The organism is Rossellomorea vietnamensis, assembly GCF_008180415.1.
GTDB lineage: Bacteria > Bacillota > Bacilli > Bacillales > Bacillaceae_B > Rossellomorea > Rossellomorea vietnamensis_C.
Genome location: NZ_VTEI01000005.1, coordinates 191,019 through 204,546, shown reverse-complemented (window position 1 = coordinate 204,546; position 13,528 = coordinate 191,019). Strand labels below are relative to the sequence as shown.

General features: G+C 40.3%; 14 protein-coding genes and 2 other annotated features. Of the genes, 5 read left to right on the top strand and 9 right to left on the bottom strand.

The features are described from left to right. Window positions 1-95: 95 nt before the first annotated feature. Window positions 96-1,037, top strand: a complete 942-nt coding sequence (locus tag FZC78_RS12285) for an IS30 family transposase (RefSeq protein ID WP_148939988.1) — start codon at window positions 96-98, stop codon at window positions 1,035-1,037. Window positions 1,038-1,963: 926 nt separating this feature from the next. Then, the gene (locus FZC78_RS12280) at window positions 1,964-2,725 is read left to right on the top strand and encodes a methyl-accepting chemotaxis protein (RefSeq protein WP_148940006.1); all 762 of its coding nucleotides are present in this window, start codon (window positions 1,964-1,966) and stop codon (window positions 2,723-2,725) included. Between the two features lie 211 nt (window positions 2,726-2,936). On the opposite strand, the gene FZC78_RS12275 is transcribed toward FZC78_RS12280, so the two are convergent. The 6 genes from FZC78_RS12275 to FZC78_RS12250 form a co-directional block, all read right to left on the bottom strand. Then, the gene (locus tag FZC78_RS12275) at window positions 2,937-4,112 is read right to left on the bottom strand and encodes a CHAD domain-containing protein (RefSeq protein ID WP_187444924.1); all 1,176 of its coding nucleotides are present in this window, start codon (window positions 4,110-4,112) and stop codon (window positions 2,937-2,939) included. Window positions 4,113-4,366: 254 nt separating this feature from the next. Beyond that, window positions 4,367-5,071, bottom strand: coding sequence for an SGNH/GDSL hydrolase family protein (locus FZC78_RS12270; protein WP_148939986.1), 705 nt, complete (start codon window positions 5,069-5,071; stop codon window positions 4,367-4,369). A gap of 361 nt (window positions 5,072-5,432) precedes the next feature. Further along, window positions 5,433-5,573: a VOC family protein gene (locus FZC78_RS24775; protein WP_353733574.1), complete on the bottom strand. Its 141-nt coding sequence runs from the start codon at window positions 5,571-5,573 to the stop codon at window positions 5,433-5,435. A gap of 208 nt (window positions 5,574-5,781) precedes the next feature. Continuing rightward, window positions 5,782-6,060: a hypothetical protein gene (locus FZC78_RS12260; protein ID WP_148939985.1), complete on the bottom strand. Its 279-nt coding sequence runs from the start codon at window positions 6,058-6,060 to the stop codon at window positions 5,782-5,784. A gap of 94 nt (window positions 6,061-6,154) precedes the next feature. Next, window positions 6,155-6,445 (bottom strand): hypothetical protein, encoded by a 291-nt coding sequence (locus tag FZC78_RS12255; protein WP_148939984.1) that lies wholly within the window; start codon window positions 6,443-6,445, stop codon window positions 6,155-6,157. A gap of 138 nt (window positions 6,446-6,583) precedes the next feature. Next, window positions 6,584-7,177 carry a kinase gene (locus tag FZC78_RS12250; protein WP_148939983.1) on the bottom strand — a complete coding sequence of 198 codons (594 nt, stop codon included), beginning with the start codon at window positions 7,175-7,177 and terminating at the stop codon, window positions 6,584-6,586. 212 nt (window positions 7,178-7,389) lie between these two features. Between FZC78_RS12250 and FZC78_RS12245 the strand changes: the two genes are divergently transcribed. Further along, entirely contained in the window at window positions 7,390-7,590 is a 201-nt protein-coding gene (locus tag FZC78_RS12245; RefSeq protein WP_148939982.1) for a hypothetical protein, read from the top strand. Continuing rightward, entirely contained in the window at window positions 7,591-7,860 is a 270-nt protein-coding gene (locus FZC78_RS12240) for an OsmC family protein (protein ID WP_148939981.1), read from the top strand. Window positions 7,861-7,949: 89 nt separating this feature from the next. Here the strand turns inward: FZC78_RS12240 and FZC78_RS12235 are convergent, their stop codons facing one another. Further along, window positions 7,950-8,507, bottom strand: a complete 558-nt coding sequence (locus FZC78_RS12235) for an AAA family ATPase (RefSeq protein WP_148939980.1) — start codon at window positions 8,505-8,507, stop codon at window positions 7,950-7,952. Between the two features lie 230 nt (window positions 8,508-8,737). Further along, a complete protein-coding gene (locus tag FZC78_RS12230) occupies window positions 8,738-9,913 on the bottom strand; it encodes a TraB/GumN family protein (protein ID WP_148939979.1) in 1,176 nt (391 codons plus the stop codon). Window positions 9,914-10,185: 272 nt separating this feature from the next. Between FZC78_RS12230 and FZC78_RS12225 the strand changes: the two genes are divergently transcribed. Continuing rightward, entirely contained in the window at window positions 10,186-11,184 is a 999-nt protein-coding gene (locus FZC78_RS12225; RefSeq protein WP_148939978.1) for a DUF3231 family protein, read from the top strand. Between the two features lie 53 nt (window positions 11,185-11,237). On the opposite strand, the gene FZC78_RS12220 is transcribed toward FZC78_RS12225, so the two are convergent. After that, window positions 11,238-12,317 carry a bifunctional 3-deoxy-7-phosphoheptulonate synthase/chorismate mutase gene (locus FZC78_RS12220; protein ID WP_148939977.1) on the bottom strand — a complete coding sequence of 360 codons (1,080 nt, stop codon included), beginning with the start codon at window positions 12,315-12,317 and terminating at the stop codon, window positions 11,238-11,240. 64 nt (window positions 12,318-12,381) lie between these two features. After that, window positions 12,382-12,609 (bottom strand) — a binding site (T-box leader). 54 nt (window positions 12,610-12,663) lie between these two features. Further along, window positions 12,664-12,893 (bottom strand) — a binding site (T-box leader). Window positions 12,894-13,528: the final 635 nt, after the last annotated feature.

The following is a 13,528-nucleotide window of genomic DNA, read 5'->3' as shown; positions in this document are numbered from 1 at the left end:
TATAGATTATCATATTAAGTCGAACGGCTCGTAAATTAAAATAGCTCAAGTGGGTACACAATAGTTAACGCCAATCAACTAAGGAGTGTTCCCAAATGAGCTATACCCATATCGTACCACAGGAACGTGTATTAATTGAAAGTTATTGCCTGGAAAAGAAGTCGCTCTCCTATATTGCCGCACAGTTGAAAAGAAGCAAGAGCACCATTCATTACGAGCTAAAACGCTGTAAGCCTTATAATGCCCTGCAGGCCCAGCTCGACTACGATGCCAAGCGGGAAAACTGTGGCTCTAGACGCACGGTCGATCAAAAAGATGTCGACTATATCTTATCCAAACTTAAGCTGGGCTGGTCGCCGGAAAGCATTGTAGGCAGGTATAGGAAAATGCATAAGAATCCTTTTCCTATCAGTGTATCAAGCATTTACCGGTACGCTGCCCTCGGCCTGTTTAAGCTGTCCCAAAAGCTTCTGATTCGAAAAGGGCGGAAGTTGAAAAACAACATGACGGAAACGCGAGGGAAGATGCCCCGTCTTAAAAAGATTCATGCTCGTAGTGCGCCCCGAAGCCAAGTCGGGCATTGGGAAGTCGATACAGTCATCGGCAAGTCACACAAAAGTCAGATTCTCACGTTGACCGAGCGTACCAGCCGGTTTGAGATTATCTATAAGCTGTCGGCGAAAACGGCGAGTGAAACCGCACAGTCCATCATCCACGTGTTGAAAAACTTGCCTAAAAAAGTGGTAAAGTCCATCACCGCAGACCGTGGCAAGGAATTTCATCTTTGGGAAGAAGTAGAGAAAGGGCTGGAAGTTCCCTTTTACTTCTCGGATCCTGGCAAACCAGGTCAGCGTGGCACCAACGAAAATAGCAACGGCCGCATTAGGCGCACGTATCCAAAAGGAACCGATTTCAACCGAATGACCCAGAAGGACATCATGGATTTTCTCTTGACGTTCAACCAGGTCCCCCGGAAAGTGCTCAATTATAATACGCCATTTGAGGTATTCATGAATTTCTTGCCGTGTTCGACTTGAGTTGACAATTTACAAGTTAATTCTTTTGCTGAGATGTTATTTACAGTCATTGTGTGCCTCCTTTAGGTTAATTTGCTGTCGGTATTCCCTTACCCCTATAGGTATTGATTACGCTTCTTTTTAGAAAATATCAGTCACGCTTATATTGTGTAACCTCCTGAGGTCCTATACTTTTCCATTAGTAAGAGAAGCCTTAGCATAAAGGGAGAATTTATAAGTAACAATTAAACGAAAACAGTCTTACAAAAAACTGCTTCCGCAAAGATTGTGTCTGTTATAAACGAAAAGGACTTTCGTTCCAGGCGGACAACTACTCGGCTGCCCCAGCATAAATTATGGAAGTGTCCTGAATAGCCCTGACAGGTAAATAGTCCTCTTTTTCTCTTCGGTTTATTGACCATAAGGGGCTGGGCGCTGGAACTAGTCGAGCGCTAGTCCCACAGAGATCTCACGCCTTCCACTTCAATCCTCCTATGTATAGGGGATGAAGTTAAAATTGCATTCTTAATCAGAACTTAATCAGAAAAAAGCCTGCTTAATCACATTAGTTTTTGCTTTCGTCAGTATCCGCTACCGGGTACTAAAAATTTTCTCTCCAAAAGGGGAACAGTTCATTTCTTTTGGCTTACAGAATATAAAGTTTTTCTCTTACGAAGTTAATATATAATGCAACAAAATTTGCGAAAAGAGCCTTTAAAAAATTTTCTTGAAAACTGCAGAGTTCTATTAAGGACGCTCAGAAAAAAGATTAGGCTCCTTATAACACCTTCAGAATAGAAAGAGTGAAAACAGTTTGCTATACTACTAGTACATTAGTCACAGAGGAAAGAGGGCTTGCATTGTATACCACAATAAACAACCATAAATTAAATGTGTCTCACCCCGCTTTAGAATATTACATAGAAGTGACGAAATTCATTTCAGCCATGTTACCTGACATAGCAATTGGAATCACTAGTCGTGATGAGTGGATTGCCTATTATCCAAGCCGAAAAATTGATTTGGGGGTAAAACCTGGCACAAAAATAAATCCAAGGGAACCTTTGGCCGATTGTATACATAATAAAAGAGTGATCAAAGAGGAAGTCTCCGCTGAATTTTTCGGATTTCCATTCACAGGGCTGGCCAATCCGATTATAAAGGATGGGCAGGTTATTGGTGCGGTTGCTATCCAAATGCAGGAACAAAACGAAAAGGAATTGAGAAGAATAGCAGACCAGATTGTTTCTTCTGTTGTTCATACGAATGACAGTGTCAGTAAAGTTGAAAAAGGTGCGGAAGGTCTTTCGGATATCAGCCATCAGCTTCTACAGCAATCGGTTCAGTCAGCGACGGAGATGGAGCAGACAAATGAAGTCATTACGATGATCAAAAAGATTGCCGATCAAACCAATCTCTTAGGGCTGAATGCTTCAATTGAAGCTGCTCGTGCTGGAGAAATGGGACGGGGGTTTGATGTAGTGGCTAAAGAAATCAGGAAATTATCGAGTGAAACCGTAGCCTCTACAGAGAAGGTACGTAGCATTCTTTCCAACCTGCAGCTTTCCATGAAAGAAATGGCCGCTTCCGTTGAAAGAGTCGTAAGTGTCGGTGAAAATCAAGCGGCATCGACCCAGGAAATTTCCGCATTTATCAATGAAATTGAAAAGATGAGTAAAGAGCTTAATAAGTATGCTTCACAATTATAAAACAGACTGCCCCATTCCATGTTGCAGTTACCTGATAAATCCTAACTGCTGAAAAAAAAGCGAAAGATGCCAGGTCTTTCGCTTTTTGATTTACATTTTGAGTAGTCATCATCAGGAACATTCCCTGCAAAGGTAGGTTTAAAAGGTAATCTCTTAAGGGCAGGATGATCTATAAAGAATCCTAAAACAATGGCCTCTGATGATGCTCAGGTTAAAGTTCCACTTGTTTGACCAGCCTTTTCAGCCTTTGATTCAGCTGTTTTCTTACTTTTTTAACATCATCGTGGTCATCCTGGATATCTTCACCTAAGCTGCCGGTTTCATTAATCCAGTCTCGTAAATCAATGATATCTCCGTAATCCTTTTGTATTTTTTTGTACTGCCTGGATTTTCTTGAGTAGTCTATGGATTGGACTAAATCCAGGAAATTGTAGATATATCTCAGTTTCTTCGCCTTTTTTCGTACACTGTGAAGTGAATCAAGCCCTTTATCTGATTTCTTATCTTTGATTTTCTGATATTTTATTACCCGTTCGCTAAATTCCTTTTCATACTTCTGCAACGCTGTTTCTATATCCAACTTATAAACACAGTCCTTCAACTCATCTTGAGAAAAAGTTTTCCACCGTGCTGAAAATTCATCATCAATTATATGGGGAAGTTTCTGCTTCAGCTCATTGCGGTGTTCTTCTCTTTCTTCTTCAGCCTTCTGGATGAACTTCCTATACAGCTCACTGTACTGATTATTTTCTGCTTCTTTGTCAAAGGCGTCAATGAAGACATCGTCCTCTCTTACTTTTCCTAATATGTCATGAGCTTCCTTCAAGCATTTATATAAAGGATGCTCTTTTTTTATTCCGATGAATTGGATGAGTGTCCGCAGCCTTCTCCCTTTTGTTCTAGCTTTATGAACGTCTTCTGTGTTCGTAAATGTCACGGCTGCTTCACAGTATTGCTTATATTCCTGAAAAAGATCATTGAGGACGGCTGACCATTTCTCAGCTGATGCTTCAGTACCTGTATGGATACAATCCTCGCAGACATGAGTTTTCTTTACTAAAAGAAGTGCCTGGTTGCTTCCGCAAATTACACAAGAAGGGGCATTCCCTTGAAGCACGCCTTCCTCCCCTTGCATAAACAGACCGATTTCTGTTCCGGTTTCCCAGCCCAGCTTGTTCATATAGTCAGGTGAAATAGGGATACGCCCGCTTTCATCAATTGGCACCTCCTTACCTCTGCCTGAAGAGCTAAACTTTATATGGTGCTTCTTATTATCGATTCTCATAATTAAATAATCTTCTTCCAAGTTCAGTGCTTTTCTTGCGTTGCTTGGTAAAACGATCCTTCCCATGTCATCTATTATCCTGGTGACAGAAATGATCTTCACAGTCACACTTCCTTTCAAGGTTAGGTTACATATATTTTCCCTAACGTGAAAAGTGAAAACCCAGAATGACAGAGATATAGGCGTAGTACTTCCCCATTTTTTATAAAAATCATAATGAAAGTGCAGCCGATAAAAAAAGCATTTCAGTTCACTATTATGACTGAAATGCTTCTTGAATTGCCTCTTCATCCCACATTAAATGGTGTCCATCCTGTATGCAATCTCTTGTTGAATATCTGCCTTTCGGCTGGAAGTTAAGTTGACAGCCCCTCCTCTTCTTTATTCCACTTCTCAATGTTTCGGTAGATTTCCTCGCTAAGCACTTTGTAACCGGCAGCTGTTAAGTGGATACCATCGTCACTGATGAACTCAACCAGATCGCCAGCTTTTTTGAGAGCCGATCTTACATCTACTTTGAGAGTGCTGCATTCTTCAGCCAGTCTGTTTAAATTTCGGTTATAAAGTCCGTGCCAGTAGTCGATGCCGCCTACTTCGCTTATCCAGTGACTGATGGACGGGCTGTATTTATCTGAGATGTTTTTATAATAGCGAACAGGATCCAGAGGAGGAAGAGTTGCAATGACAGGAGTAATTTGGTGCTCCTTAAGATTGGTAATGATGCTCTTGATATTCTCTATATATTGATTCATCGGTACGATGGCCTTATGCTCTTCCCATGGCTTTTCGGCTACTTCCTTCCATTTGAAGTTGCAATCATTACCTCCAATTTCAATAATCACATATTGAGGCCTTTCCATGATCACGTCTTTTTCAAGCCGTTCCAATAGGTGATGAGAATTATCATTAAAAACACCTTTATTAATGACAGACACCTCTTTATTGTTTTCGGAAAATAATTGTTGAAGTGTATTGGGATAATTCTCTTTCAATATTCGAAGTCTTCCTTTTACAAAAGAAACCCCGCGCGTCAAGCTGTCACCAAAGCAAACGATTTTCACAATCGACACCTCTTATACTAGTAAAATAAGTTTTTATTATTTTACCATATATTTTCAGAATGTCTTAAAATAACGCTCAGCATTTGTGACATTGTTTTTATGTATGAATTGGGTTTCCTCTAAGACAGCGCTTATTGGTAAGTACTTAGAGGTGCATTCAACACTGACAGACCATTAAGTGGTTGCCGTCTGGGTCTTGAAAGGTAAAGTAATGATCATGATTTCCGAGACTAATCCTACACCCTTTTCTTATATTTATAAGATTCCTTAATGTCCTCTGTAATCATATGAAAGGGCTGAAACTTGATTAATTTTTCCTCTGAATAGATTTTGCTGTCCAAAACGGTGTCTGTCCCTTCCATCAGCAGCACATAAAGGTACCAAACATGATCTCGCCATTATCGGGAAACCCCAGCAGGTCACAATACCAATCACGGGCTTTTTCTATATCACTTACAGGTATAAATAGTACACCGATTTTCTTGCTCAACGGTTTTTTCATCTTAAGTCCCTCCTTTAAATTTCTCCTCAGGTCACCTTTCGACACTCCTTTCCCTTCCGATATCTCAAAAAGCATTGTTTTCAATAGGCTCTTTTCGTAGAATTTGCTGCTATTTGTTGCAAATTCTGAAAAACTCCGAAAGCAACAATAAAAGAAAACAGCCTTTCAATATGAAAAATACCCGGAGCAAGCCCCGGGTATAAGAGTATCAGCGTTTGTTGTATTTATTGTCAGGCGCAATCTCATTAGCAAACTCGGCCATGGCGTTCTGCAGCATACTCATGTTCCTGTTTTTCGTGAGCCCTCCCTGAACTAATTCGGATGAGTTGCTATTCTTCCTGCGGTTCAGTCCATACGCAGCTGCACTCATTCCCAAGCTGAGGATGGAGCTCCACATCATTCTTCTGTTCATCCCTTTTCTTCGTCCAAACAAGTCGATAAAGGAAGATCTCCTGCGGCTGAAAATCCTGGACAACAAATGATTCAAACGAAACACCTCTTCGTATAGAATGAGAAAGAACCAAAGGCACTTTCCTTGCTTAGTATCTCTGATGCGAAGATGGAATATAGCTGGAAAAGATTTATCGATTCTTAAAATACACTTCTAATGCCTTTAAAACTTGGTCTTCCTGTTTTAGTGGAAGGATTCGATAGTGGTCCCCTTCCAGTGATGTTTCAAACGAATCGATACCATTTTTTCTCAAAAAATCATCAACATCGGAAAGCTGATCGCTCTGATTTAGAAGTGTTTTGTTACCAACGAAGTCATCTTTCACAAAAACTTGATAGGTGTCGTGCTCCATCTTTACCTGCTCCAGATTATTGAAGTTATTGGTTACAAATCCATAAAATCTGCCATCACCTGTTCCCATATTTTCCGCCTCCATGGTTTTTTCTTAGGATGTCCGAGAGGGAGGAAAAATATCAGCTGTATTGGATGATAGGCCCCATAGATGCAGGCAAGATAACGCAAAAAATGGAGTCACGGCTTATTCGGTGGTTTTGTTTGTTTAGAGCTGTAATACTAAGTCTGCTTTCTGTCTAGGAGACACTGCTTTTAAATAAAAGTCTTCGGCCTTCCAGTATCTGTTTCGGAATTTTTCCAAGTCCCTTTGCGTTTGTTCATTTTCCCTTTTAAATCTTATTTCTTTAGGGCAATCAAGGAAGACTACAAAATCCATATATCCCCTCCATTCCTGGCGTTGAAGAAATACACCTTCTACGATAATGATACATTCTTCAGGCAGATGAATCATTTTTTCCTTGTGGGTATCCGATATACCATCATAGAAGAGGAGGCTGAAGTTCTTCGAAAGCAGCAGTTTTTCAAAGAAATTACTTCGAATCTCATGCAGATTCCATTGTAAGAAATAATACTCAAACCACTCATCACGCCCTGTATTATACCTTTTCTTCTTTTCGACAATATGATCATCAATATGGAAAGTAGTATGTGAAATATCCTCATCCTTCAGCATTTGGCAAAATCTTTCGGTTAGAGTCGTTTTCCCTGCTCTGCTAAGTCCGTCGATGGCAAGGATGTAACGTTTGGCTTGTTTTTTTTCTTTGACCACTTGCAGCAGATGTTGAAGATGATCTTCCACTCTATTCGCCTCCTAAGCTTTTTTATATTTTAAAGAGTATACCATAAAATAAACAGAATATTCCGTCGCATCGGCAATTCTTTTATTTAATTTACTTTTCTTTGTTCATGAAAGAAATATCTGCAGCAAAAAATTCACTCTGGCTTATCAGTACTCCTTGATTGCAATAGCTTCTTATTATCGTTATTCTTGTAAAAAAGGTGGTGATACATATGGGTAAACCAGAAGAATTGACGGAGATAACTATTATCCAAAAGGACACGGCGAATAAAATTCGCGAAGCATATATAGGTGAGTTTAAAGAGCCTGTATTGTTTGGGGTGCACGGAGGAGTCAAGAGGTTTTATGGTGTAGAACCTGAAGTTGAACATCCATCCACATTGGACCATATTGTCGCAGCAGCAGGCGGCTGACTGGTCGGGACCTTATCAGGCGCGCTGGAGGCGCGTAAAATACCGACTTCACCCGATTTAGTTTCTGCAAAAATTCAAGGTGTGATTGAAGCTCCCGAGGGGGTTTTAAAAATCACTGCGATCAACTGCCGTTATTTCTTGAAAGTTCCTGAAGGAAAGCGTGAAGCCGCCGAGCGGGCATTGTCTGTTTTTGAAAGAGGTTGTCCGGTGGCACAAACGCTGAAAGGCGGAATTGAATTTGATCATTCATGGGAAATCCAAGAGTATTAAAAAGTTTTAGAGCAAATAATATATCCAATAACAAAACGCCTATCAAACCAATTTGATAGGCGTTTTGTTATTGGCACAACCCTTCTCCTTTAAAGGCTGAATTCTGTTTTTATTTTGTCTGCCACTTCCTCAGGACTTAAAGAAGTATTATTTATTCGCAAATAATTTTCGGCTTGTATTTCATTTTTTTGTGAATTTAATCGAAGGGTTTTCATTGTGCTAAGGAGATGCTCTTCCGATTGCTCTGTATTGCGTTTGGTCGGTTTATGTTCCAATCTGTTGGGACTTACATTTCGTTTAATTCTCTCTTCGATGTCGGCTTCGAGTTCTACTAAATAGATCTCAGCAGCCTGTTCCTTGAAGATGCTTGTGATTTTTTCAACAAATCCCCAGTCCTCTTTCATATTGAACGCCCAGATAAAAGTAGTGATCAAGCCGATTTCGTCTGTTCGGGAAAATGACTTGTATATCTCCTCCCTGAAATGGTGAGTCAGTCTCCACATTTCAGGAGTGAAGCCGAATAAAGGTTGTAAGAGATCAATGGTCATATGATTGTGCAGTAATTTCATCCCTGTCTTTTTGGATAAAGCCTGCCCAACCGTCATCTTTCCGACTGCCTGTGGACCAAATATGAGGACTAATTTCATTGATACTACACTCCATTCTAAAATAATTATAAAGTTCATGCTTATTTGCCTATTCTAAAATTCAGTCCTCTTAATAATAGCGCAGCCATCATCCTGGGTTTCACTCTTGTTAGGCGTCTTTGGTAAAACGGACTTATTGATGAAGGCACGCTGATCTGGTTACTTCGTTATACAGAAATGAATAAGACCAGAGTCCAAAAAGGAACTCTGGTCCACTTAAGAGCCATGGCTTACAGGTTTTCTAAAAATACCCTAATGACGTCAGCTCCGCCGATAAATGTCCCAATCGAGCTTCCCAGATTGGCAAGTACGACAATCAATAAAACCCTGGTTACTTTGTTGTTCCAAAAGCCCTTAACACTAAGAACGTCTTCTGGCAGTGTCTCAAAATCACTGACGTTTGGCCTGCGGAAGTAAGCCTGGACGAATCCGGCGAACCAGCCTGCTGCAAGCAGCGGATTCAAAGAGGTTATGGGAGCCACGACGAATGCTGTCAAAATAGCGAGAGGATGACCCAGTCCAATTGCTGTCCCTAAAGCAGAGAAAGAACCGTTCCACAGAACCCAGCTTATGGTTTGCTGAATACCAGCAGAAGGATTGCTGATAAAGGTATAAGCAATGATGGCAAGGATCAAGAATGGAATGGTCCAGCCAATGATTTTTGGGACTTTAGACTTTGGAGGACGCTGGTTTAAGACATCCAAATCGTGATCCTTCTTGATTTCTTCTTTTATGCCTGGCACATGGGCTGCACCAAGCACGGCGACAATTTTCTTTCCGGGAGCGTCTTTGATCTTTTGAGCCAAATATTGATCACGCTCGTCAATTAAAGGTTTTTTCAAACGAGGAAAATGCTCCGTAAAGTCAGCCAGCATGCTGTCGAGCATATCCTGCTGTTTAATTCTTTCTAATTCTTCCTCGGTGATGGTGTCGTTAGAAAAGATGCTGTAGATGATCTGGGTCATCAATTTTCCTTTTCCAATGAACCCTACCCCGCTCCAGATGCGGGCAAAGGTGATTTGAATGTTTCTGTCGGCAAGTACAAGTGCTGCTCCTGCTTCTTTGGCCGAATGAATTCCTTGGATCATTTCCTGACCGGCGTTAATGCCAAATTGCTTGGCCATTCTTTTTTGAAAGGAAGAAATCGCAAGGTTCATTAATAACAGAGAAGCCTTGCCCTCTTTAATCACCTTGAAGATATCCATCTCTTTCCACTTGTTCCCGTCCATGATCGATTGATAACGGGGCTCGTCCAATTCTACACACACAGCGTCAGGCTGCTCTCTTTCTATTACTTCTTTAACCTGTTCGGCGCTTTTCTTGGAAACGTGGGCTGTGCCGATCAGAATGAATTCCTTTCCATCCATATGCAGCCTGGTGATATTCTGTTCGTTTTCAATAGACATAAGTTACCTTCCTTTTATGCTCATTTAATCGTTTATTGATACTTGCTTCTTTTATTGATATGTATTGGTCAACCTCTTCTTTTATTTTTTATGTTCTAATCTATCTATAGTTTACCATTTTTTACTGAGGAATTGGATTAGTACTTTAATAAACATCTTAATTTCAGTCAATTTCATCTTAATAGCCCACTTAAATGTATAAACTTCCTTAAAAAGACAAACTTTAAGATAAAGCTTTAGAGGGGAGAACACCAAAAAAAGGATGGATGTAAATGACTCAGAAAGCAATCAGCTCCAGTGAACTTGCTACTTTATGGATGACCTATCAGCAAAAAACAATGACACGGGGAATTTTGGAGTATTTCATTGAAGCCTCAGATGATGAGAAGGCAAAAGAAATTCTGCAGGAAACCCACAGTCAAGTACTGGGTTATATAGAACGTATTACAAATATCCTTAGTGCTGAAGGAGCTGTTATCCCTATCGGATTTACTGAGAAGGATGTATATAAAGGAGTACCCAAGCTTTTTGACCATAACTTTGATATAATGTTCCTTCGTGTCTTAAAAGAAATCAGTATGGGGCTTCACACCCTCCATTTAAGCATGTCTTATCGCAAGGATATTATCCTTTTATATAAAGAGCTGACAGGATTTACGCAAAGTGTCTATGACAAATGTGTCGATTACCTTCAAGAGCAGGATGTACTTCCAAGTGCTCCTTCGGTAACCATGCCTTCAATTGTCGAGTTTGCCGAAAGTCCGAATTATATGTCAGGGTTTAACTTATTTTCAGAGAAGAGAGCATTGAATACAGTGGAAGTTTCATATCTTTACTTTGCAATAGAAACCAATATATTTGGTATGCAGCTGATGACAGGCTTTGCTCAAGTGGCGAATGAACCTGAAGTCAAAAAATATTTTATCAAAGGTAAAGAACTCTCAAAGAAAATCATTAGTGACTTTACCCAGGTTCTGATTGACAGTGATATTCAGGCTCCTTCTACTTGGGGTGCGAAAGCCACGGATTCGAAGGTTCCTCCCTTCTCAGATAAATTGATGATGTACTGCACCAGCCTTTTCTGCAGCTTTGGGCTGGGAAGCAATGCGATCGGCACTGCCTTCAGTCTAAGAAGCGACCTTCCATTGAAACTCGCCGATAAAGCAAAAGATATTCTTACGTATGGACAGGATGGCGGAAAAGTTATGGCTAAAAACGGCTGGCTTGAACAGCCGCCGAGTATGGAAGATCGAAACAAGTTAATGAAATAAGAGTGAACGTCCAGATCGAAAATGGACGTTCATTTTTTATCCGAAAATAAACGTTAAGCAAGCTTGTTTTTAAACTTGGTCAGCTTTTCCATGAAGTCGTTGAATTCATCTAAATTCATTTGTTGTGCAGAATCAGATAAGGCTATAGCCGGATCAGGATGAACTTCTGCCATAACAGCGTCCGCTCCAATAGCTAAAGCTGCTTTAGCTGCAGGAAGCAGTAAATCTTTTCTTCCTGTTGAATGCGTGACATCGACCACCACTGGAAGATGCGTTTCCTTTTTCAGAATCGGTACAGCAGAAATATCAAGCGTGTTCCTGGTCGCCTTTTCATATGTTCGGATTCCCCGTTCGCATAGTATGATGTCCTTATTTCCTTCTGAGTAAATGTATTCTGCAGCATGAATGAACTCTTCTATAGTGGCTGACAAACCACGTTTTAGGAGAACTGGTTTGTTCACTCTCCCGACGGTTTTCAGCAACTCAAAATTCTGCATGTTTCTTGCCCCGATCTGAATGACATCTACATATTCCAGAGCACCTTCTACATCATGGGGACTTAGGATTTCACTTACGACTGAAAGACCTTCCTCGTCAGCTACCCTTTTTAAAATTCTCAGGCCTTCTATTCCCAGTCCTTGAAAATCATATGGAGATGTACGCGGTTTGAAAGCTCCTCCCCGCAGCAGTGTTAGGCCTTGCGCCTTCATGGCGACTGCTACTTCCTTTACTTGTTCATAGCTCTCCACTGCGCATGGCCCCATGATGAAATTCTGGACACCATTACCAAGAAGGGTTCCTTTTACATTGACAATCGTATCTTCAGGGTGATCTTTTCTGGACACCAATAGGGCTTTTCGGTGGTCATCTTCCTGAAGCTCAAGACTGGCTTTGAATATTTCTTTAAAGATATGCACGATGGTTGAAGACTCAAATGGGCCGTCATGATGTTTCAGCAGCATATCCAGGGACTCTCGCTCTCTCACAGGGTCGAAGCGGTTAACTCCCTCTTTTTTGCTTCTGCCGATTTCTTTAACGACTTCTGCCCTTTCATTAAGCAGCTGCAGCAGTTGTAAGTTGATGCCATCAATCTTGTGGCGAAGTTCCATTAATCCTGATCCAGTTGTGTTCATTTTTCATTCCTCCAGTTCCTTTTTTTAAAAATTGAAATACAAAAAATCCCTGCCGTAATTAAACGACAGGGACGAATGACTCGCGGTACCACCCTCATTGTGAACAAACTCGTTCACCACTTTTTAACGCTAACGGCCGCCTAACCGTCTTTTCCTTCATGACCCAAATTGATTCACTACGAAAAAGAAGCTCCAGGATTGTAATTTATGCTTATCTTTGGCTGATTTTCACCACCATCAGCTCTCTGAACAGGGAGATAAAACACTACTGTGATCCTTTCATTGCCGGCTATTTAATTGATAAGCTGCGGGCAGGAACCAAAAAATCCCCACTGATTGTATAATCAGCAGGGACGAATAATCGCGGTACCACCCATGTTGTGAAGAAGAATCTTCACCACTTTAAATTTGTTAACGATCATTTGACCGTCTTTCCCTTCACGAAGCCAATGCATTCGTTACGAAAAAGAAGCTCCAGGACTGTAATTCATACTTTATCTTTGGCTGATTCCCACCGCCATCAGCTCTCTTTAACAGGGAGATAAAGTATTACTGTGTTCCCTTCAAAGCCTTTAAAAACTTACTAGTAAATTAATGCTTTCCGGTATTATATGGTGGATACACTTGAAATGTCAATATAAATTCATGAAAAATTTCCACAAGTGGCAATTTTCCTATATATAATTTGCTCTGAAAACATTTCATGTAAATTTTATCAATGAAGATTTGTGCTGTTAAAAACAGCATGAAGTCTTATAGAGTTGGATGGTGATGCAGTAAAAATTAGCCATAACCAACATGAAATCCTCTAAAAAAAGTTGATGCAGTAAAAGTGCTCTAAACATTGCAAAAATCATTAACACAAAGATCAATCCAGTTTTAAACAAGTAGAATTGTACGGACCTTATATTTTGCTCAGAAATCATTTGAATTGAAATTAAGATAGTTTGTTGCTATCGCAAAATCCCTAGTGGGGGATGTCCTCTATACACAAGGGCCACTCTCTCTCAACCCATTCTTTTGGCGAATTTAAGTAATTTTCTTCAAATATTCAATTGAATAGCACCGTAATTTATAAAGGCTCTTTTCGTAAACTTTGTTGCTATTTAATACTTATTCCGAGAAATTGATCATTATAATAAAGAATAATCTTGTTATAACGAAAAGAAGAGAGCTACTCTCCCTCGATTAGAGAGTAAACTCTTAGTATC